General features: G+C 37.8%; 16 protein-coding genes. 11 read left to right on the forward strand and 5 right to left on the reverse strand.

What is annotated here, in order from left to right; translation table 11 throughout:
- Positions 1-12 precede the first annotated feature (12 nt).
- From MMU07_RS04950 to MMU07_RS04995, 10 genes are all read left to right on the forward strand, one after another.
- A complete protein-coding gene (locus MMU07_RS04950) occupies positions 13-1,596 on the forward strand; it encodes a solute:sodium symporter family transporter (RefSeq protein ID WP_241124730.1) in 1,584 nt (527 codons plus the stop codon).
- Positions 1,597-1,610: 14 nt separating this feature from the next.
- Entirely contained in the window at positions 1,611-3,086 is a 1,476-nt protein-coding gene (locus MMU07_RS04955; protein WP_241124731.1) for a CoA-acylating methylmalonate-semialdehyde dehydrogenase, read from the forward strand.
- Positions 3,087-3,090: 4 nt separating this feature from the next.
- Positions 3,091-3,996 (forward strand): sugar phosphate isomerase/epimerase family protein, encoded by a 906-nt coding sequence (locus MMU07_RS04960; protein ID WP_241124732.1) that lies wholly within the window; start codon positions 3,091-3,093, stop codon positions 3,994-3,996.
- Between the two features lie 69 nt (positions 3,997-4,065).
- Positions 4,066-5,073, forward strand: coding sequence for an inositol 2-dehydrogenase (gene iolG / locus MMU07_RS04965; protein ID WP_241124733.1), 1,008 nt, complete (start codon positions 4,066-4,068; stop codon positions 5,071-5,073).
- A 455-nt stretch (positions 5,074-5,528) separates the two neighbouring features.
- On the forward strand, positions 5,529-8,651 hold the full coding sequence (locus MMU07_RS04970) for a SusC/RagA family TonB-linked outer membrane protein (protein ID WP_241124734.1): 3,123 nt from the start codon (positions 5,529-5,531) through the stop codon (positions 8,649-8,651).
- Positions 8,652-8,663: 12 nt separating this feature from the next.
- The gene (locus tag MMU07_RS04975) at positions 8,664-10,274 is read left to right on the forward strand and encodes a RagB/SusD family nutrient uptake outer membrane protein (protein WP_241124735.1); all 1,611 of its coding nucleotides are present in this window, start codon (positions 8,664-8,666) and stop codon (positions 10,272-10,274) included.
- A 281-nt stretch (positions 10,275-10,555) separates the two neighbouring features.
- Positions 10,556-11,527 (forward strand): metallophosphoesterase, encoded by a 972-nt coding sequence (locus MMU07_RS04980; RefSeq protein WP_241124736.1) that lies wholly within the window; start codon positions 10,556-10,558, stop codon positions 11,525-11,527.
- Positions 11,524-13,308, forward strand: coding sequence for a hypothetical protein (locus MMU07_RS04985; protein ID WP_241124737.1), 1,785 nt, complete (start codon positions 11,524-11,526; stop codon positions 13,306-13,308). The genes MMU07_RS04980 and MMU07_RS04985 overlap by 4 nt, the downstream gene beginning before the upstream one ends.
- Positions 13,309-13,351: 43 nt before the next feature.
- The gene (locus MMU07_RS04990; RefSeq protein ID WP_241124738.1) at positions 13,352-14,623 is read left to right on the forward strand and encodes a DUF4861 domain-containing protein; all 1,272 of its coding nucleotides are present in this window, start codon (positions 13,352-13,354) and stop codon (positions 14,621-14,623) included.
- Positions 14,624-14,841: 218 nt separating this feature from the next.
- On the forward strand, positions 14,842-16,206 hold the full coding sequence (locus tag MMU07_RS04995) for a glycoside hydrolase family 88/105 protein (RefSeq protein ID WP_241124739.1): 1,365 nt from the start codon (positions 14,842-14,844) through the stop codon (positions 16,204-16,206).
- A gap of 35 nt (positions 16,207-16,241) precedes the next feature.
- On the opposite strand, the gene dprA is transcribed toward MMU07_RS04995, so the two are convergent.
- The 5 genes from dprA to MMU07_RS05020 form a co-directional block, all read right to left on the reverse strand.
- Entirely contained in the window at positions 16,242-17,369 is a 1,128-nt protein-coding gene (gene dprA / locus MMU07_RS05000) for a DNA-processing protein DprA (protein WP_241124740.1), read from the reverse strand.
- The gene (locus MMU07_RS05005; RefSeq protein ID WP_241124741.1) at positions 17,353-17,703 is read right to left on the reverse strand and encodes a MerR family transcriptional regulator; all 351 of its coding nucleotides are present in this window, start codon (positions 17,701-17,703) and stop codon (positions 17,353-17,355) included. The genes dprA and MMU07_RS05005 overlap by 17 nt, the downstream gene beginning before the upstream one ends.
- A 47-nt stretch (positions 17,704-17,750) precedes the next feature.
- Positions 17,751-18,083 (reverse strand): L-rhamnose mutarotase, encoded by a 333-nt coding sequence (locus tag MMU07_RS05010; RefSeq protein WP_241124742.1) that lies wholly within the window; start codon positions 18,081-18,083, stop codon positions 17,751-17,753.
- Between the two features lie 65 nt (positions 18,084-18,148).
- On the reverse strand, positions 18,149-19,648 hold the full coding sequence (locus tag MMU07_RS05015; protein WP_241124743.1) for a flotillin family protein: 1,500 nt from the start codon (positions 19,646-19,648) through the stop codon (positions 18,149-18,151).
- A gap of 14 nt (positions 19,649-19,662) precedes the next feature.
- Positions 19,663-20,229 (reverse strand): serine protease, encoded by a 567-nt coding sequence (locus MMU07_RS05020; protein WP_241124744.1) that lies wholly within the window; start codon positions 20,227-20,229, stop codon positions 19,663-19,665.
- Between the two features lie 323 nt (positions 20,230-20,552).
- On the opposite strand from MMU07_RS05020, the gene MMU07_RS05025 reads away from it, so the two are divergent.
- Positions 20,553-23,681, forward strand: a complete 3,129-nt coding sequence (locus MMU07_RS05025) for a PKD domain-containing protein (protein ID WP_241124745.1) — start codon at positions 20,553-20,555, stop codon at positions 23,679-23,681.
- Positions 23,682-23,785 lie beyond the last annotated feature (104 nt).

The raw sequence follows: 23,785 nt of genomic DNA on the forward strand, positions 1-23,785 counted from the left end.
TAACCAAATCCAATGACTTTAACTGTAGTCAGTTTTATTGCTTTCACACTATTTGTGGCATTTTATTCTTGGTACAAAACCAGAAACCAAAATTTAAAAACCAGTGATGGCTATTTTTTAGGTGGAAAAAGTCTTACAGGGGTAGTTATTGCAGGGTCCATGATAATGACCAATATATCTACAGATCACTTAGTTGGAATGAATGGTTCGTCTTATGTAAATGGTTTTATAATTGTAGCGTGGGAGGTGACCTCCTCACTCGCATTGATTTTGGCCGCCGTATATTTTGTGCCTAGGTATTTAAAAATGGGGCTTTCAACCATTCCTGAATATTTGGAAAGGAGATTTGATGCTACAATTAGATCTATGGTAGCATTTTTTCTTTTGGTTTCCTTTGCCATTACCCTTTTGCCCATTGTCCTTTACACAGGAGCAATAAATCTTGAAAGTTTATTTGATGTTGCTGCCACATTAGGTGTCAGTTATGATCAAGGTATTTGGATAACGGTAGTTACTGTGGGGATTTTGGGATCTATTTACGCGGTTTTGGGAGGCTTAAAAGCAGTTGCAATTTCCGATACTATAAATGGGTATGGTTTATTTATTGCCGGAGCCTTGGTTCCAGTCATGGCCTTGATTTTGATAGGGGATGGTAATCCAGTACAAGGTTTTTTCAAGGTTTATAACCACCGCCCTGAAAAATTTAATGTCATTGGTAAAAGTGATTCGGTCCTTCCATTTGAAACTTTATTTACAGGTTTGATAATTAACCAAATCTACTTTTGGTGTATGAATCAAACTATAATTCAACGAGCTTTAGGTGCCAAAAACCTCATTGAAGCTCAAAAAGGGTTATTGCTTACAGGAGTGTTAAAGCTAATCGTCCCATTTATTATTGTTCTTCCCGGGGTTATTGGATACTATTACTTTGGTGAGAGTCTTTTTGAAGAACAGGATCAGGTCTATCCGGCGCTTGTAAAAAAAGTCTTGCCAGTTGGCTTTACGGGTCTATTTGCTGCAATTGTATTAGGAGCTGTATTGAGTACATTCAATAGTGTACTGAATAGTGCCTCTACCATCTTCAGTCTCGACATCTACAAAAAAATAATAAATCCCCGCGTTTCAGATATCAATCTAGTCAGGGTTGGTAAGGCTTCAGCTTCAATTCTAGCAGTAAGTTCAATTTTAATTGCCCCCATGATTTCCAGAGCACCCGAGGGTGTTTTCCAGCTTTTACAAGAACTAAATGGTATATTTTTTATACCAATCGCTTCGATTATGCTAGCAGGATTTTTGACTAAGAATATTACAGCACTTTCAGCAAAAGTGGCATTGATTACAGGACTTGTATTCTATATCACGACGGTATTTATACTCAAGGTTGATATCCATTTTGTTCATATCTGGGGAATAGAATTTTTGATCAATGTGGGGGTTATGTTCCTGATTTCTTATGCAAGGCCCCAAAGAATAGTAGATCGACCTATTTTAATGGTGACACCTGTGGATTTAAGGTCTTGGAAATTTACGCCTATTGTCTCTTTGTTTTTAGTACTGATTCCTGTTGGGATTTACATATTCTATAGTTTAAAATAATAATTAATAAAAAAATGGAACTTTTAAAAAATTACATTGATGGATCTTGGACTAGTAGCATTGAAGAAAATACAAAAGAAGTAATCAATCCTGCAAATCAACAGATTTTGGCAAGAGTGCCTTTTGGGAAGGGTACCTCTAAGGATCTCGAAAAAGCGGTTTTAGCGGCTCAGGTGGCATTTCATGATTGGAAGAATGTTCCCGTAATGCAAAGGGTACAGCCATTGTATAAACTCAAAACACTTTTGGAAGAAAATACAGATCAAATCGCCAGAATCATTACCATGGAATGCGGCAAAACATTTGCCGAGTCAAAAGGTGAACTGCAAAGGGCGATAGAAAATATCGAAACTGCATGCTCAACCCCGACATTAATACAAAGTGAATTTTCAGAAAATGTTGCTAGGGGTGTAGACGAATTTATGATAAGGCAGCCCCTGGGTGTGTGTTGTTGTATATCACCATTTAATTTTCCCGGAATGATTCCTTTTTGGTTTTTGCCCTACGCCATTGCCTGTGGAAACACATTTATCCTCAAACCATCTGAAAAAGTTCCCCTCACAATGATGAAATGTTTTGAGCTTTTGGATCAAATAGGTCTACCCAAAGGAGTGGTTAATTTGGTTCACGGAGGTAAGGAAACAGTGGATGCCATGCTCGAACATCCTCTGGTCAAGGCAATCAGCTTTGTTGGGTCAACAGAGGTTGCTAGGTACATTTATCAGAAAGGTTCTGCTTATGGTAAGAGAGTACAAGCTCAAGGAGGGGCAAAAAATCCAATATTAATATTACCTGACGCAGATCTTGATCTAAGTTCAAAAATTATTGCAGATAGCGTGTTTGGGTGTGCAGGTCAGCGCTGCCTAGCGGCATCCAATATAATTACTGTAGGAGATGAAAACGGATTGGTTAAAGATAGTATTTATCACGCTTCATTAACAAAAAAGACAGGTTATGGTCTTGATGAGGGAATTGAAATGGGGCCTGTTATTTCTAAGGAAAGCAAAAGCAGGATTGAACAGCTTATTCAAATAGGCGAAAGAGATGGGGCCAAAGTAATTTTAGACGGTAGGAATCATAAAGTGCCGGGATTTGAAAATGGTAATTTTTTGGCGCCAACTATATTAGAAGATCTCCCAATTAAGAGTGAATTGATGAAAACCGAAATTTTCGGACCTGTATTGACTTTGCTTACCCTGAAATCTTTGGATGATGCCATTGAGTTTATCAATTCAAATCATTATGGAAATATGGCATGCATATTCACCTCGAGTGGAGCAAGTGCCAGAAAATTCAGGAATGAAGTAAATTCAGGAAATGTAGGTATAAACATAGGGGTTGCAGCCCCCATGGCGCAATTTCCTTTTAGTGGATGGAATAATAGCTTTTTTGGAGATTTACATGCTCAGGGAAGGCATGGGATTGAATTTTATACCCAGACAAAAGTAGTAATTGAAAGATGGCCTAAAGAGTGGTCTAGAAAATTTTAACAGTATGGAAAAAATTAAAGTTGCAAATGCACCGTGTTCTTGGGGAGCCCTCGAATTTGGATTTGAGGAAGAAACCCAAAGTTATCAGGAGGTTCTGAATGAAATGGAACAGACTGGATATGAAGGTACAGAACTTGGAGATTGGGGTTTTTTACCTACCAATCCCGAAGAGTTGAGAAATGTGATTTTCAAGAAGAAATTTTGGATTCCGGGAGCCTTTGTCCCTGTTTATTTAGCTGATGAAATCAATCATGATAAGGGGATTGAAAAAGCCCTTAAAGTTGCAGGTTTACTGGTGGCTGCGGGGTTTGATGATTCATTTATTATTCTAGCCGACGAAAATGGAACTGTTGAAGAAAGGACCAAAAATGCAGGAAGAATATCGCCTGAAAATGGATTAAGTGAAGATAAATGGAAGATTTTCGCAAAAGGGGCCAATAAAATTGCAAAAGCAGTTATGGATAAGTTCGGTTTAAGAACTGTGTTCCATCATCACTGTGCAGGTTACGTTGAAACAGAACAAGAGACTGAAAGACTGTTGCAGTTGACGGATCCGGATTTATTGGGGCTCTGCTTAGATATGGGACATTTAGCTTTTGGAGGTGGGAATCCTGTTTCATTTTTAAATAAGCATATTGAAAGAATTTGGCATATACATTTTAAAGATTTTGATCCAGAAATAGGGGCATTGAGTAAATCAAATCAATGGGATTATTTCACTTCTGTCAAACAAGGAGTTTTTTGCAAACTAGGACACGGATCCGTTGACTTTCCGGAAATAGTCAGAATACTAAAAGGTAGTAATTACTGTGGATGGATAGTAGTGGAACAGGATGTTCTTCCGGGAATGGGTAGCCCAAAAAAATGTGCTGATTTAAATAGAAAGTATATTTCAAGCCTTGGTTTATAAGTAGAGCTGATTCATAAGAATGATAATAAATTTTAGTTTCAAAAATAAAATATTTAAAATTTTGATATAATGAAGAAAGTTAGAATTGGCATAATCGGAATGGGTAGAATAGGGAAAATTCACTACGATAATTTAAAAAACAAGGTTGAAAATACAGAGGTTGTTTCTTTTTCGGATCCTTTTTTTAAGGAAAGCCTTGAAATACCTAATTTAGAAGTTGAAGCTTTGGTTAGCTGTAAGGAAGTAGATGCAGTGATTATTTGTTCACCTACCAATACACATGCAGATTATATTTCACTGTGCGCAAAGCACAAAAAAGACGTTTTCTGCGAAAAACCACATGATCTTTCCTTACCAAGAGTTATTGAATCCCTTCAGGAGGTAAAAGCAGCTGGCATCAAATTAATGTTGGGGTTTAATAGGAGGTTTGATCCAAACTTTCTTAAAATAAAAAAATTAGTGATGGATGGCAAAATCGGGGAGCCTTTTTTGATCAAAATTACGAGCAGGGATCCTGCGCCACCATCACTTTCCTATTTGAAGAGCTCGGGAGGTATGTTTTTGGATATGACCATTCATGATTTTGATATGGCAAGGTATATTATGGGAAAGGAGGTCACTGAGGTATATGCTGTTGGAGGTGCATTTGTTTCTGAAGATGTAATTAGTGCTAATGATATTGATATTGCCACAGTTACATTAAAATTTGAGGATAATACTATGGCTTTAATTGACAATAGCAGAAAGGCGGTATATGGATACGACCAAAGGTTAGAGGTATTTGGTTCTGGTGGAATGGCCAAAGCCGAAAATAATAATCATGACACCCACACACTTTACAATGAGATTGGAGCCCATTCTTCTCTTCCTCTTGACTTCTTTATGGATAGATATACCTCATCATACCTTAACGAAATAAAGAGTTTTATTAATTCTATTGTATTGGGAACAAATGTAAGTGTCACAGGTGAGGATGGTTTTCAAGCCTTAAAAATCGGCATTGCAGCTGGTATTTCAATAAGAGAAAATAGACCTGTAAAAATTAATGAAATCAATCAATTACAATCAATTTTGTGATTTGAGGGTAAAAGTGTTCTCAATTGCTTTGAAATCTTGATGCCTTTTGTACTGTAAACTACGCAAACGTTTGCATTCCACAAAGTTGATTTAGGTTGATTTTGTTAGTAATATAGTATTGAATTAAAAGTAGGTGATTGATTATTAATTGTGAAGTATTTCAAAAACTCCATACAATAGGTAAGGTCATGATCTTTGAAACTATTCAATAAAAGAGTAAAAAAAGGTAAATCGCTTTCTGTTTTTTTATCTCTGTAAAGAGACCAAAAAATCTTATAAATAATTGATTAAAAATTAAGTTGAAATCTTTTGAGATCTCAGGTGGGATACCTATGTCTTATTTGTAGGTGTATTAGCTGAAACACTAGGGTTTTAATTAAAAGTTAAAAAATGAAATAAAAATTCTACACCAAAAAATATCAATTACATAAAACCTAAAACCATAACAATTTAACATGAAAAAAATCATTACAATTCCAATTCCGAGTTTTTCTAGACGGATAGCTTGGTGTCAAAAAACAAAGACAATATGGTTATTCCTCATATTCTTTTTGTACATAGGAGCAAGTGCTTCGATAGCACAAAACACATTGATTTCTGGTGTTGTTACCTCAGAGGAGGATAACCAACCTATGCCCGGTGTTTCAATTCTTCTTAAGGGAACAAACATAGGCACAGTTAGTGACCTGAATGGAAAGTTCAGTATTTATGCAAATAATCCCAATACCGATGTTCTGGTCTTTTCTTTTCTCGGGTTTTTGACGCAAGAAGTGGTTTTAGGTAACCGAACCAGCCTTGAAATAATCATTAAGCCGGATATTTCTCAGCTTGATGAAGTAGTTATTGTTGGATATGGAGAAACCAAGCGCCGTGATTTGACTGGATCGGTAGGATCAATGAATTCGGAGTTAATAAAGGAAACAAACAAAGTCAATGCCTTTCAAGCACTACAGGGGCAAGTCGCGGGTGTTATGATCCAATCTACCGACAATAAGCCGGGAGGGGGATTTAATGTCAGAATTAGAGGATCAAATACGATCAATTCCAATGAAACTACCGAACAAGGAGGTTTTACAGCCGGCTTAAACCCCTTATTCATCGTTGACGGTATCTTTGTTGATGACATCTCATTTTTGAATCCTTCGGATATCGAAAGGATGGATGTCCTAAAAGATGCCTCGGCAACTGCAATATATGGTTCGAGAGGTAGTAATGGAGTAGTAATCATAGAAACAAAGAAAGGTTCTAAAGGAAAGGTAACAGTTCAATATGATAATTACATTGGAGTGAGACAGGCATACAATATTCCTGATATGCTTCAGGGAGAGGAATTTCTTACCTATTTTAGAGATGCAGTAGTAGGTAATCAATGGGCTTCAGGTAACTTAAACTTTGGGCCGACTGATGTTAATCTAAGTGATTTTTTGCGCCCAAATGAAATTGAAAATGTTAATGCGGGCAGGTATGTGAATTGGATTGATATGATGTTGCAAAATGGAACCCAACAAAACCATACTCTAAATCTCACAGGTGGGACAGAAAGTACAATTTATGGATTCGGGCTCGGCTATACAAAAGATGAAGGTACATTCCCGGGTGAAGACTTTGAAAGGGTAACATTGAGGGCAAATGTAAATGGAACGCTATCTAAGTATATCAAGGTAGGTTTTAATAACTATGCTTCATTCGATGTTAGAAATGAAGGAAGTAGGGAAGGTCTCAGAAATGCTTATAGGCTTCGGCCCACAGGTACCCCTTATGAAGAAAACGGTGAGCCCAAGTTTTTTCCACTAGAAGGGGAGACTTTTATCACCAGTCCTCTTTTTGAGCCTACAAATATGACAATGGAAACCAAGACTTTGAATTATCTTAGTAATCTTTCATTGGCAGTCACTCCGACTAAAAACATTACGATTACTTCCAATTTTTCGCCAAATATCCAATTCTCCAGATTTGGTGAATATAGAGGAAGATTCAATAAATCAACAAATGGAATTATTCAGAATACAAGGGCTGATGTAACTAACTCAAATCGATTGTCCTACGTTTGGGATAATATCTTCAGCTACAATGGGAAAATAGGGAATGACCATGTGATTAATGGAACTTTTGTCTACTCACAGTTTTTGGAAAGGTCAGAGAATTTCCGACAGCAAAGAAGAGGATTTTCAACAGATCAATTTTTGTTTTATAACATGGCTGCAGGTCCTGATGTCAGAGATGTTACAAGTGGTCTGACCAAACAATCATTGGAATCTTATACTGCCAGAATAAACTATATTTTCAAAGATAAATATCTTTTGACATTGACAGGAAGATATGACGGAGCTTCCATTCTCGCAGCAGGAAATAAATGGGCATTTTTCCCTTCAGCGGCTTTGGCATGGAGAATATCAGATGAGAACTTTATGAAAAGCCAGAGTTTGATTGATGATTTGAAATTAAGAGTAAGTTATGGACAAACTGGAAACAATGGTGGAGGAGCAGGACTTAGACCACTTGGTTCTCAGTCACTTATTGGGACATCATTTACTAATCTTGGCGATAGGGTGATCCAGACGGCATTTGTAAATAACCTTGCCAATAGAAATCTTGAATGGGAAAGAACCAAAGAAATCAATTTTGGCTTGGATTTCGGATTATTTAAAAGCAGAATTTATGGATCGGTAGATGTCTATCAGAGGAATAACGAGGGAATTATTTTCTTCCGGCCAACTCCTAATTACACCGGGTTTTCAGGGGTTTTTGAAAATGTAGGTGAAGCTTCAAATAAAGGGATAGAACTGACTTTGAATTCTGTAAATATTGACAAAGGCGATTTGAAATGGACAACATCTTTGAATTTTTCCTCAAACAGAAATCAAATAACCAAGCTGTATGGAGACCTTGAAGAGATTTTGTTTGGTGTACAGGCAGGAAGCTATATCCACAGAGTAGGTCAGCCAGTAGGGTCTATTTTTACATGGGAGTTTGACGGCATTTGGCAACTTGATCAATTGGATGAAGCCAGGGCATTTGGTCAGCTTCCCGGTCAGGTAAGAGTAAAAGACCTCAATGGAGATGGGGTGATCAATGCAGCAGATCGAAATGTCATAGGTAACAACATGCCCAAATGGATGGGAGGTATGGGAAACAACCTCAACTATAAGAACTTTGACTTATCAATTTTCTTGTTTGCTTCTATTGGGGCAATGTCAAATAGTTATTTTCATATATCCCACTCGGGAGGTTTTGATGCGACGCCTGCTAGATTCAATAGTTTGAAAACAAATTATTGGACTCCTGAAAACCCTTCTAATGAATGGTTTCAACCAAGCAATCAAGGACCATTTTCAGAAGTGTTGAGATACCAGGATGTTTCTTATGTTCAGGTCGGTTATATTACTTTGGGATATAATTTTGGAAGCACACTTTTAAACTCCATCGGTGTCAAAAGCCTAAGGCTTTATTTTACAGCCCAAGATCCTTTTATTTTCACATCATTTGAAGGATGGGATCCAGAAAGTGCCGGAAGAAACAGCTGGGGATCAGCTCACATGTCTAGGATTCTAATGGGTGGTCTTAACGTTAAATTTTAAATGAAATTCAAAATGAAAACCATACAGAAATCAATATATAAAATAAATGTACTGCTAATCATAGTATTGACTTGGTCTTGTGGTGGGTTTTTAGATGAAGAAAACAGAGAATCCTTAACGGATGCGGTTTTGTTCAGTGAACCTGAATCTTTTGACCAATTAGTTGCAAGTGTTTATGAACGAATGAGATTCTCAGAAACATTCTATGATTTGGACCATCAGGGTACAGATATCTTTACCCGTGGTGATATCATTGCAGGAATTAGTGAGTTAAACGATTATGTGAATTTGAACCCAATCAATGGCTCACTGCTCACCTATTGGAGAAATTATTATCGAGTCATTGCCGCAGCCAACACGGCTTTGGGAAGAGCTGATGCTATAGCAGGGTTGAATGAGAATGTTAAGGTAAGAGGTTTGGCAGAGGTGAAATTTTTTAGGGCATATTCCTATTTCCGGCTTGTGGAGCAATTTGGAGGTGTACCTCTAATATTAAATGAAATCAGGGATTCACAGGTTTTGTTTGCAAGGTCCTCAGAGGAAGAGATTTATAATCAAATCATTATTGATTTGGATGAGGCGCTTGCAGGGACTCTAGATAGCCCGGTTCTATTTGGCCAAATAACAAAAAATGCGGTTAGAAACCTGAAAGCTAAAGTTGTTTTGACCAGGGGGTATAAGACTTTTAGATCAAATAATGACTTTCAAGAAGCTGCTCAATTGGCTGAAGCTGTAATCCAGGCTCATCCTTTGACAGCAAATTTTGCAACCTTGCACAGCAGGTCTACACAGAGGAATTCGGAAGTGATTTTTTCTCTTCTCTATGGTTCCAATCAGGTTTCTAGGGGAGTGGGAAACAACAGGCATCTTCTTTTTAAATTTGTTTATGATATCTACCCCGGACAGACCAGATCTAATTTACTTCATAGAGGCTTAGGATCAGCCCCTACCCCTTACTATTATAGTTTGTTTAAGGAAGGTGACCAAAGGGAAGATGTTACTATTAGAAGAATATTCTTGGCTGAAGTTAACAGTTCTGATAATTCAATATTGAGAGGCGATACTTCTATTTTCTTTCCAAAAGAAGCTTGGTCGCAAGAATTAATTAATTCCAAAAAATATCAAGTAATTAATCCGGATCAATATTTTATCCCAAACGGGATTACTCAAGTCCAATACCCAATGTTTAGAAAGTTTGATGATCCCGGAGTTCCTTATACAAATCCCGGAATTAACCCTGATGGTGAAAGAGATGCCGTGATAATGAGATCTGCCGAAACTAGATTAATTGCCGCAGAGGCTTATTTAAATATTGGAAATCTTGAACTGGCCGCACAGCACATTAATGCTTTAAGGACACGATCAGGATTGACAACGCAGATTTCTTCCAGCGAGGTAACTTTAGATTTAATCTTGGATGAAAGTGCCAGAGAATTGGGGGGAGAGATAAGCAGATGGATGGAACTAAAAAGAACAGGTAAATTAATTGAAAGGGTTTTGGCAAATAATCCACATGCCGCACTAAATGCCGCTTTAAGACAATTTCACCTTTTGAGACCTATTCCTCAAACAGAAGTAGATATTTCAGGGGGAATACTGACCCAAAATCCTGGATACAATTAAAGTATTTCCCACAAACTCAGATTGATTTTATCTATTAAAAAGAAACCTCTTCATAAGAGGTTTCTTTTTAATCATTCGCGAGAATGTCTGTACGTATTGATGACAGTCATTTGATAATTCGATTTAATTCATGCCAAGACACTAAAATATCCGGTATTTCTATTTCTGACTTCGTCCCGATAGCTCGGGTTCTGTTCTGCTTGTCGTAAAATATTGGTTTACTGGTAAAGAAGCGGAAAACCATTTTCGCGAGTTCTGTTTATTTCCTAAAATTTCAAACAATGAAAAATAAAATCCCCAAACTATACGTAATCTTATTGTTTGTTTATTTCGGCTTAGGTAGATTTTTAGTCATTGGACAAGACTCAAATTTAAAAGAAAAACTTTCTCTTGACGCTGTGAATTTTATCGTTCTTGGAGATTGGGGAAGGATGGGCGATGATTTTCAGATCCCTGTAGCAGCGCAAATGGCAAAAACAGCCAAAGAAATTCATGCTCAGTTCTTTATCAGTGTAGGGGATAATTTTTATCCCAAAGGAGTAGCGTCTACACTTGATCCGCAATGGAGATATTCATTTGAGGATATATACAAAGATTTTTCTCTGCATAGAGAATGGTATAGTATTCTAGGAAATCATGATTATATGGGAAATCCCGATGCTCAAGTGGAGTATACTAAAATAAGTAGGAGGTGGGTAATGCCTGGAAGGTATTTTGAAAAGGACATTCTATTAAAAGACCGGAATAAATCAGTCATGCAATTATTGTTTATAGACACAAATCCACTTATTCCCGAATTTTACAAGAATAAAGAATATGGGCCAAATGTAATGACCCAAGATACAACTCTACAACAGATTTGGATAGACCAATCCCTTGCAAGAGAAGATGTTCAGTGGAAAATTGTTATAGGCCACCATCCCATGTTTACGGGTAGTAAAGCTAGAAGAGAGGGTTATGATACAAGATCAATCAGATCGAGTTTGAAAACAAAATTCGAAAAAAATAAAGTTGATATGTATATCGCAGGGCATGACCATAGTCTGCAACATTTGATTTCAGAAACGGGTATTCACCACTTTGTTTCGGGGTCTGCTTCAGAAGCAACGGACGTGGATATGCTTCCAATGAGTAAGTTTGCTAAGGACGAATATGGTTTTTTCGTTTTTTCTGCTACTGCCCAAGAGATAAGGGTATTTGCCATCTCGCATACCGGTGAGATTTTATATCAAACAACCATAGATAAAAAATGAAAAATATTTCCAGAAAAGCCTTCATAAAACAAACTATCGGTATTGGGATTTCATCTTCTTTAATTCCTTTAAATACCGGTCTATTTGCATTTGGAAATGATTCTGCTGATGGTATATCCCAGCTAATGGAAAAGCTTGTAAAAGGAAGTAATAAAAATGTTTCAAACTTGCTTAAACCCGAAAATGCAAGGCTTACCACATATACTAGGCAGCAAGGGTATGATTTTGCAATACTCTGTGCTGCATATTCATACCGAAGTTCTAGTTATTTTCAGAAAAGGGAAGTTATCGAAAGACTAAAAACGTTAATTGAGTTTTTGCTTTCTATGCAAAATGCCGATGGAACAATGGATTCAGGTAATCTTGAATCACCACCAGATACGGCCTTTGTCATGGAGCCGCTATGCGCTGCAGCCAAAATTCTTCTAGATCAAAAAGACAAGAATCTTGAGGAGATAAAATCCTTATTACAGCTATTTATTGTCAAGGCAGGAGAAGGTCTACTGACAGGAGGAATTCACACTCCAAATCACCGTTGGGTTCTCAGTTCGGCTTTGGCCAAAATAAACAGAGTTTATCCAGACAAAAGGTACGTGGCAAGGATTGATGAATGGCTTTCGGAAGGGATATTTATCGATAAGGATGGACATTATCCCGAACGAAGTATGAATTATTCAGCTGTAGAAAATGAAGCTTTTATCACTATGGCGCGTTTGCTGAATAGAGATGAACTTCTCGAGCCCGTAAGAATAAACCTTCGAATGACTTATTACTATATGGAACCAAATGGTGATTTGGTCACATTTGATTCGAGGCGTCAAGATCAATATTCTGAAAAAAGTATAATTAATCAATATTTAAACTACAGGTTCATCGCAATAAAAGACAAGGATCCATTTTTTGCTGCCATTTGTGGATTAATTGAGAAACTTGAAGGCTTTGAAAATGAAATTATCGATAAAGGGCTCTATTATTTTATTGAAGAACCATTCCTTCAAAATGAACTTCCTATTCAGGAAAAGCTACCATTGAATTACGAAACAGTATTCAGTACAAGCTCTTTAGCCAGAATCAGAAGAAATGAAATGAGTATGACCATTTTTGGAGGGGTGGACTGGCCTTTGATTATTGCTTCAGGTAGATCAATAAGTCCTAATTTCTTTTCTTTTAGAAAAGGAGCAGCGATTTTAAAACACATGAGAATTTCTTCTTCTTTCTTTAATATGGGACACTTTAGGAGTAATGGACTTGAAGTGGATGACGGGGTATATACGCTATATAAAAAACTAGAGGCACCTTACTACCAACCCCTTCCTGAGAATTTAAGGAGACCCGATGGTGACTATGATCTTACTCCCAGTGTTGACGGGAGATTTTGGAGCAAAATGTCATTTGAAAAAAGACCTGTCAGTAATGTGAAAACATTAGAAACTAAAGTAAAAATTAAAGAATCAAATGGGGAAGTTTCAATGGAAGTTGAAGTCATCGGTTTGGAAGGAGTACCTGTCACGATTGAGCTATGTTTTCATGAAAATGGAATTTTATCAGGTGTAGAAAGTGTCGGTGACAATCAGAATAATTCATATCTACCGTATGATTTTGGCACATTTTCCTCTGGAAAAGACAGAATAACCTTTGGTCCCGGTCTGAAAAAGCATCAAAATATTTATCGGCTAGATGGTGAAATGTATTCAGTACATTTTGGAACTCTTCGGGGGACAGGTCAGCATGTTTACCTAACCGGATATACCCCATTTTCTCATACGCTAACATTCAAATAGAAATCATTAAATGAATTTTAAAAAGCCAATCAAACTGCCCGTAATGATTATAGCACCTCTGCTGCTTTTGATCTCTTGTTTTCAAGCACCTTTGGAAAATAATTATGTAGTAAATATTGAAAACACTGAGGATTTTGATTTAAAAAATAAACCGGTTTTGATCAGCCGATCTGAATTTCAGGGTTTGGATCCCGAATTATTCCCACTACTGCTATCTCCAAATAATGACACTATACCTGTCCAAGTTGATGATTTGGATGGAGATGGGAGCTGGGATGAGTTGTTTTTTGTATTTGATATCAAAGCGATGTCAAAAGAAGTACTTGAATTGAAATGGTCAAAAAATAAAATATTTTTTGATCCAAAAGTAGCTGTGCGTTTTGGTGTAAGGGCTTCAGAGGAAGATATAGTCAGAAAATCAAAAGCTGATATATTTTATCCCAATCAATTACCGGGTATGACGGGCTACCAGCCTTATCAGACTGATGGACCCTCTTGGGAAAATGACATGGTAGGTTTTAGACATTATCTGGATGGAAGAAATTCTAAAGATGTTTTTGGTAAAAAAGTGAGACATCTAACTCCTGATAATGTAGGAATTAATGATAAGGGAGTGACAGAAGATAATTACCATGTGATGGAGGAGTGGGGAAGAGATATTCTTTCAGTTGGAAACTCTGTAGGTATTGGTGGCTTTGGGTTAAAAGTAAATGACCAGCTACACAGGATAGGTGTTACTCAACAAGATACAATCAACAACGTGGAAAAAACTCATTTTAACATTATTTCTGATGGTCCAATAAGGGCAATAACTCAATACTTTTATGAAAACTGGCACCCTCAATTATTAGAAAGAAGTTATAATGTTTACGAAAAAAATTTCATATGGCCGGGAGACCATTATTACAAAGTAAGGCTTTCTTTTCCTGACCTAGTAGGTGATGAACAGTTGGTGATAGGTCTAGTAAATTCCAGAACCGAAAAACAATTAAATCTTCGTGAAGTGGGGGATTTTGTGGTGCTTTTTACCCATGATTTGCAAACATACGAGAAAGAATGGTATTTGGGTTTGGGGCTAATTTTACCGAAAGAGGATTATGAAGGATTCTTTTTGGCCCCCCAAACCGGATCTTTATCAGGTACTTTTCTGGCAAGAATGAATATTAAACCGGAAAAAATATTGGATTATTATGCGGTGGCTGCTTGGGAATTGTCTGATGAATCATTTAGAGATGAAAATCATTTCGAGAATTATATGATAAGTTTGGCACGAATGCTTACTGCTAAGCCTATTGTAAGTGTATCTCAAAAATGATTTAGTAAAATTTTAGTCCTTGAATTTTTAATCATAAAAGGATAAAAGTTTAATGAAGTCAAAAATTTAGTAAACACTAAATGATACCATTCTATACTTAAAATAGTATGGTTGTTTATTTAAAGTACTTGTCCAATTAAAAAATCCTATTTGTCAGTCTCGGGAAAACTTCCACGGATCGAGTTAAGAATAATTTAAAAATTAAAATATAAAAACTCATGCTAACAATTAATAGATATAAAAAACTGAAAGCAATTCTTCTTTTTTTCTGCATTTCGATTTTTGGTAATTCAATAAATGCCCAACAGGGAATTAATGATTCCAACACGCCATTGCATTTATTGCAACCAAATTATCCATTGCCTTATGGAAAATCAAATACTGAAGAGATCAAGAAAGTGCTTGACAGGGTCTTTTATTTTCTTGAAAAATCTACTCCCGCAAGATTGAAAGATAAACAATCAGGATTGCAATTAAACAAATATTCGGGATCGATGGAAAATGCTGAATTTGAAAAAAGTCTATTCAGATTGACTAGCTATGAATGGGGTGTAACCTATGCAGGAATGTTAAGGGTAGCAGAAGTAACTAAAGATAAACAATATCAGGATTATGTTTTTTCAAGATTGGGTTTTTTGGCAGACTTATATCCTGTTTTCCAAACGGTTTCGCTAGAACGATTAAATGATTCGCCGATGAGATCGGTTGTTACCCCCCATGCCTTGGACGATGCAGGGGCGATTGGCGTTTCTATGATAAAAGCTAAATACGCCAACTTTGATAAAAACCTTGATCCAATGATTGAGAACTTTATTGACTTTATTTCAAACAAGGAGTTCAGACTGAATGATGGTACTTTTGCAAGAAATAGGCCGATTAAAAATACGCTTTGGCTGGATGATTTGTTTATGAGTGTACCGGCATTGGCTTGGTATTCTCTTTATAAGGATTCTCCGGCGCATCTAGATGATGCCATCAAACAGGTTCTCCAGTTTTCTGAAAAGATGTTTGATGATAAAAAAGGAATATATCGCCATGGATTAGTTGAAGGTCAAGTAAACTCCCCTAGCTTTCATTGGGCAAGAGCCAACGGTTGGGCTTTTATGGCAATTGTAGAGCTTTTAAGTGTTATGGAAAATTCTCACCCTCTTCGCGAAAAAGTCTTGTATTATTACAAAGCGCATGCGGTAGGTTTATCCAATTATCAATCTTCTACAGGTTTTTGGCATCAATTGCTGGATAGAAATGACTCATATCTAGAAACCTCTGCTACAGCGATTTTTACTTATGGATTTGCCAAAGGCATCAATGAGGGCTGGATTGATTACCGTGTTTTTGGTCCTAGTACTTTATTGGCTTGGGAGGCAGTTGCAAGTAAAGTAAATGAAATCGGTCAAGTGGAGGGTACATGTGTAGGTACCGGAATGGGATTTGATCCGGCATTTTATTATTACAGGCCTGTAAATGTTTTTGCGGCGCATGGCTATGGACCGGTTTTGTTAGCAGGAGCTGAAATTTCGGCGTTGTTGATAAACTTTAATTTTGAATTAAACGAAAAAGCTGTGCAATTTTTGGAAAAGTAAGGTAATCAAGGAAGCATGATTTTTATGTCGGTTTGTTACTGTGTCAATCTATACCTCTTCCCCGGCATAGACTTTATAAGTCCTTCAAATTCAAGGTTTAAAAGATTGTAAGCTAAACTGGAAATAGAAACGTTTAAGAATATGGCAATCTGATCAATTTCCAATTCTTTTTTCTCCATCAATATATTTAAAATACTCCTTTCCTCCTCGTTGTATTTTGTAAGGTCTAGGACTTTGTTCTTGGTATTTGTTGAGGTCAGATTTTCTTTTGACCAAGACAATGCCTCCTCCAAATCCTTGGGTCCTGTATAAATTGTAGCTTTCATCGACCTGATGAGGTTGTTGCAGCCTTCACTATATGTAGAAAGTAGGTTGCCGGGTACTGCAAAGACTTCCTTATTGTAGCTGAATGCTATTTCTGCAGTGATCAATGCTCCGCCTTTTTGTGCGGCTTCGACTACAATCACTGCATCGGCTAACCCTGAGATGATTCTGTTTCTCTTTGGAAAGTTACTCGGGTGCATGACTGTCCCCGGAGGGTATTCGCTTATCAATCCTCCTTGGTTTTCCATCATTTGTACTGCGGTGTTTTTGTGAATGGCAGGATATATCTGATCAACGGAGGAACCCAAAACGCCTATAGTCGAAAGATTATTTGCGAGTGAAGTTTTGTGTGCCTCTATATCTACGCCATACGCTAACCCACTGATAATGCTAGCATGGTAAGGGCCGATGTCTTCAATAATTTTTTTGGTGATGTTTTTACCATATTCAGTCGCATTTCTTGTCCCTACGATTGCAACTGACCGGTTTGGATTGAGATTCACCTGCCCTTTGGTATAGAGTACCATCGGGCAATCATCCATCATTTTCAACCTTGTTGGAAAATCATTGTCAGAAAAAGTCAAAATACGGATACCCTTCTTTTCGCAATTCGAAATGATTTCAGATGCTTCTCTAAAGTATTGGTCTTTATCCTTTCGTATTTCAGCAAGTTTTTTGCTGATACGGGGGATTTTAGAAATTCTTCCTTGAGGAAGGTCAAAAAAATCCTTCGCCGAACCTGTATAGGCTAGGATATTTCTATATAAAGAAGGACCGATTTTAGGGATGAGGTTAAGTGCTAACTCAAAAATTAACTCTTCATTATTTGGATTCGACATGCATAGTATCCCGTATTTCTACTAAAAAACTTTTGATCTGATGGAGTCTATCCACCATGGCTGCTTTGTCAAAAACCTTTTGATGATCACCTCTGATTACTTCTTGGGCACCTTGAAGGGTGTATCCCTTTATTTTTACCAATTGATAGATATACCTGATTTTCTCTATATCATCCTTGGTAAACCGACGGTTGCCTTTTTTGTCTTTTTTGGGTTTGATGATGTCAAACTCTCCTTCCCAATAGCGGATCAGCGAAGGGGCAACCTTAAACATGCTCGCAACTTCTCCTATGGAGTAGTATTTTTTTTCGATTTCTTTTTCTTTGTATGGCACGGGTTTAAAGCATTACTTTAACCAAAAATAGGGAAAATAATTAATTTTCAACTCTCAAATATTTTTTTCATCAATTGCCATTTCTCTCCATCCATACTTCCGGGGAGTTTTTGTTGGTATTTTGACATCAAATTCTCCCATTCCTGCACTTTTGGATTATTGGCATCAAGCTCAGCCTTTCTTTCAAATGAAAAACTTGAATCTACCTCCATTATCATAAATAACCTATTTTCCCATCGGTATAATTCCATAGAAATGATGCCTGCATCCGTAAAACTTTGGAGGATTTCTGGGTTTACAGATTGATGATAAAGCTCATATTGCTCAATGAGTTGTGGGTCGTTGTTTAAATCAAGAGTTAAACAAAATCTTCGATTCATATACATTTGCGAAAAGAGAACTTTCGGAAGATATTTTTTCAAACTTCCGAAAGCTTTGGTTTTAATTAATCCTTGGTTTCAGAATTTTCTTGGGTTTCCTCAGGACCTTTAAGGTAAGTGGGAAGATTTAAACCTGCCATATTGAACAAATCGTTTAATGGTGGGACACTTTTCATCAAACCTGAGACAAAATTGGCAGTAGAACCATTTCCACCATCCCCATTTGCCCCTGAATCCCAAACAGTGATTTTATCGATTTTGATATTTTTGACTGCATCAACTTGGGTTTTGACAAGTTCAGGTAATTTCTCGATCAATAAGAGTTGGAATGCCTTATTTGGGTCACCACCTGCGGCTTCCACCACTTGTTTATACCCTTCTGCCTGCTTGGTTAAGATTTCATACAGACCCCTCGCTTCAGCATCCATTTTGGCAAAAATAGCATCTGCCTCACCTTTTGCCTGTTCTCTTATTCTCTCCGCCTCAGCCTGGGCTTCGATGATGGCTTTTTGTTTTGCTATTTCCGATGGTATCACCACGTTGGCAATCTGTGTGGATCTTTCCCTTTCAGACCTTGCTGTCTCAGCTTTTTGCTCAGCAAGATAGGATTCCTCCAATGCTCGGGCTTGTTGGACTTTTTCTGCGGCAAGGGCAGTCCTTGAGGCTTCTGCTTCCCGTTCTCTCCTGATAGCATCTGACTGGGCTATAGATATTCTTGCCTCGTTTTCTCCTTTGACAGCCAAGGCATTGGCCTCAGAGGTTTTGACCCGGGTATCTCTCTCTGCTTCTGCTTTTCCGATGGATTCATCTTTGAATGCTTCCGCTATACTTACTTCTCTTGATTTATTGGTGATGGCAATTTTCACATCTCTGTCACGGTGGGTTTCAGCAATCTGTACATCCCGCTCACGGTCGGCCATTGCTTTTCCTGTTTCACCGATTTTTTCTTGCTCAGCAACAGAAATTTTAGCTTCATTGATTGCTTTTGCGGCAGCTTCCTTGCCCAAAGCCTCAATGTAACCTGACTCATCTTTTATATCGGTCACGTTGACGTTGATCAGCTTGAGGCCTATTTTTTTTAATTCAGTATCGACATTTTTAGAAATGTTGTCCAAGAATTTATCCCGATCTGAATTGATTTCCTCAATAGTCATCGTTGCAATTACCAATCTTAACTGACCGAATAAAATGTCTTTTGACAATTCCTGAATCTGATCCGGAGATAAACCCAACAATCTCTCGGCGGCATTTCCCATGCTGTCGGTATCAGTGGATATGGCAATGGTAAACCGGCAGGGAACGTCTACGCGGATATTTTGACGGCTCAGCGCATTGGTAAGGTTGGCTTCGATAGAAATAGGTTTAAGGTCGAGATATGCATAATCCTGGATAACAGGCCAAATAAATGCACCGCCACCATGAATACATTTGGCTGAGGTGCCTCCTGTCCGGCCATATACTACTAATATTTTGTCTGAAGGACATCTTTTATACCTTGATACCAAGGCTGTGATCGAGACAAAAATTACTGCGACTGCTGCAATTAAAATATATATTGTTTCCATGTATAAGTTGAATGTTAAAGTTTTTCTACAATAAGAATATTATCAGAATCGATTGATTTAATTTTTACCAATGTCCCCGATTTGAGGCTTTCAAATTCTGTGATGGCCCTCAATTCCCTAAATGAACCCTTGATACTGATTTGGACTTTTCCGATACCGGATTTTCTTTCAGGAATTGTCAGATAAACCTCTCCGGTTTTTCCAAGGGTCTCTTTGATTTTAAATGTGTTGTCTTCCGCAAGTTTTCTGATTTGGGAAATAATGAAGAAAAACATTGCTACGAATCCAATCCCTACGATCAAAGAAACCCCGATCAGTAAGGTTTTATTTTCTATAATTCCATAAAACGAAATCCCTGTCCATCCAAATCCAAGGAGAAAGTGGATGAGGTTCCGGAATGAGAAAAACTGGAAAGGGCCCTCAGCACCCTCTAGGTTGCTGTCAAAATCGGCCTCAAGGCCGTCTGTGGCATCAGCACCGATAAATGTCATGATGGTCTGGATCAAAAAAATCAAAGAAGAGGGGATAGCCAAATACCAAAAGACTTTCAATAAAGTGTCCATTTCATTAAAATTTTCCATAGTTGTGTCAGGTTTATTTTACCAAAATAATTAATTTATTAATTGGTACAAACACAGGGACAAAAGTTGTCTGAATTTTTTTTCTTTTCAAAACTTCAAGCAAGCATTTAATGAATATTTTATTTCCATTAATTTTTCTTTCTGCCCAAACATGCCGTTTGGCTTCAACCAATATTTTTTATAAAAAAAATTATTTTAAAATGAGTGCATATCAGTTTGATTAAAGAATTTTGACATGTTATAAAAAGAAAATTGCATTTCGTTCAAAAAATAATTTTATTACCCAAAAGATTATTTTATATTTTGACCTGAAATTCCGAGTCATGCGAGTAACAAAACATCCAGTCTTCTTTTTAATGTTAGCAGTGGTGCTACATATCGGAACTTTTGATGCCTACTCACAAGTGACTACCCTAGGTAAAGAATTTTGGTTTGGGTTTATGGAAAACAACGGAATTCCTCCTGATGCTCCCGATATGGGCATTGTGGTGATTACAGCCAGTGAACCCGCGGAAGGTGTTTTAGAGTATGCGGGTAGATCATATTCATTTTCATTGGCTACCGGTCAGCAGTTTTTCCACCGAATAAATGATTTTGATATCCTGCACAGGACATCAGGGATGGTAGAGTCCAAAGGTGTTTACATAATTTCGACTGGGAATGTATCGGTTTACGCTTTCAATGAAAGATTCCGATCCGCCGATGGTACGGTGATTTTACCTATTACCACGTTGGGAAAAGATTATTATATCACTTCACATTTTGAAGTAATGACTACCACGGTCAATTATGAAGCTAATCAGAATAATGAAAGTACATTATTGGTTGTAGGTGTAGAGAATGATACTAGGATAGAAATCACACCCTCAGTATGGACCTTGACTGGCAATGCTCCTTTAATCCCTTTTTTAATAACGCTCAATAGAGGACAAAGCTACCAAATCAAAGCTAGAGGAGATTTGACAGGCACTAGAATCCGGGTGGTAGGAGAAAATGTAGAAGAATGTAAAAATCTGGCTGTTTTTGGAGGAAATAAATGGACAAGTGTCGGTGATTGTGGTCAGGCAAACGACAACCTTTTCCAACAAGCTTACCCCGTAAATACTTGGGGGACTGAATTTTTTCATGTTCCCCTCGCAGGAAGATCTTCAGGAGAGTTGGTCAAAGTACTCGCTTCTGAAGACAATACCGCTGTTTTTATCGATGGTTTATTTAGAGGCAATATCAACGCAGGTAAGTTTCTTTCCCTCAATTTTGCTGCTGATCAGCTTGCGAGCATCCGTACCGACAAACCTGCCTCGGTGACTGTTTTTGCCAAAAGCCAAGCGTGCAATGATCCGGCCAAAGCGCTTTTCAATGACGGAGACCCTTTTATGATTACCTATAGTCCCAATCAGCAATTGCTCAAAACGATTACTTTTAATGCCCTACAACTCCCTTCCATTACAAGTCATTATGTCAATATAATTGTCAAAACAGCTTCAAAGGACCAAACAAGACTAGATGGAAATAATATAGGAAATCAATTTGCACCGATTCCAGGAAGTGCGGATTATTCCTATGCTAGAATTTCAATTTTTCAAGGAGCGCATAACCTGACCAATCCTGAAGGGCTGATCGGTTATGTGTATGGCTTTGGATATATAGAATCTTATGGATTTGCTGTAGGGGCCAATCTCGACAACCTTAATTTTGAGACGAAAAGTAATTATGACATTGAGGTACTCGGAGATAAGGTTGCCTGTTTCAACAAAGAAGGATTTTGGGAAATAAATCCTGAAAATGAACTGTTCACTTATTTTGTTTGGGATTTTGGAGATGGTTCTGACCCCGTCGTTGGAAAAGTAGTCCCACATACTTACACCGAAATAGGGGAATATGAAATAAAAGTAATAGCTGCAATCAGTGAAAATTCCTGCGATGAACAACAGGAAGTCAAATTTAATGTCACTGTAATCAAAACTGAAGGAGAGATAAAAGGTCTGGCCAAAGCCTGTCCAAACGTAGAAGAAATCACTTATGGGTTGGTCTCCAATATGGATTTTTCCAAAATAGAATGGCGTGCCGAAGGTGGTGAGATAATCGATATCAATGAACAAATGCAACTCGCTACTGTCAGGTGGGGTGCAGCCAATCCGAATGCCAAAATCATTGCTTTGCCTTATACTTCCGAAGGTTGTCCCGGTGAAGAAATTGTATTCGGGGTCATCATCAATCCCTTGATAGAAGCAGGTCCTCCTGAAGGGCTGAAAGAAATTTGTTTTGACCCCGGGCGGATAGATGAATACAAGGTCGAATCAGAGTACCCCAACAGAGGTTATGAATGGTTTATAGAAGGTGGGGAATTTGAAAATGGAAATAAAGGTGGTATCGTTCAAGTCAGATGGATAAATCCGGGAATCACAGGAAAAATTTGGTATCGAGAGTTTAGTCTTTTTGATGATTTTTGTGAGGGAACTTCTCCAATAATCGAAGTGGTGGTCAATCCTCTACTTGAAGCCTCGGTTTCTTTGGCAGAAGATGTGCTTTGCTTTGGGGAATCAAATGGAAAAATACAACTTCTCATAAATGGAGGTAAAGCGCCCTATACATATTCTTGGTCGCATTCTTCTTCAATAAATGCCCCCGAAGCCGGAAACTTGCCAATTGGAAATTATTCAGTAAAAATTACAGACTCCTTTGGTTGTTTTGTCCTAATCGAAAATATAGAAATTTCGCAGCCTGAGTTGCTCGAATTGGTAAGTTTAAATACAGAAGCAACATCATGTTTTGGCAGGCCTGACGGTATTGCCAATATCCTTGTCAAAGGAGGCGTGGGGCCTTACACCATAGACCTTCCCTCAGCCAATATCAGGATGGGGGAAATAATACTGGAAGGCCTCGAAGGTAGGTCGCATTCCTACTTGGTCACTGACGCCAATAGCTGTACCATTCCGGTGACATTTGTGGTGGAATCTCCTATGCCTGCCGTCGCGGACTTGAGGCTACAAAAGGCAAGCTGTCCGGGCCAATCCACCGGGGAGTTGGTCGTGGGAGAAACAAGAGGTTTAGGTCCTTTCAAATATCTATGGGAATATAATAATACCCAAGCTCCTTCCCTCACAGGATTGCCAAGAGGAGAGTATAATGTGAGTATTCAAGACAGCAGGGGATGTATCAGTGAAGGGAAAGGTATAGTAGTCGAGGAAATGCCAATTTCCAGGATGCCTACCGGTTTCATTCCAAGGGATGGACTTTATGGCCCGGTTTCAACTTGTGAAACCCCGTTTCTGTTGAAAATATTTAATAGATGGGGAAATATGGTTTACTCCGGGGATACTGGATGGGATGGAAAAGTTAACGGAGAAGACGCACAGATCGGTTCCTACACTTACTTTATTTTGTATGAAGTAAGTGTAAATGGTAAATTGACGGTAAATGAAAGTAAAGGTGTTTTTACATTACTAAGGTGATTTTAATTTATCTTACCTTTTTCCTTAAGATAAAATATCCCTCAATCAAATTAAACTAAACTACTTTTTGACCATTTATGGACACATACAAAGAATAAATAACA

It is taken from the genome of Cognataquiflexum nitidum (assembly GCF_022538055.1).
GTDB classification, from domain to species: domain Bacteria; phylum Bacteroidota; class Bacteroidia; order Cytophagales; family Cyclobacteriaceae; genus Cognataquiflexum; species Cognataquiflexum nitidum.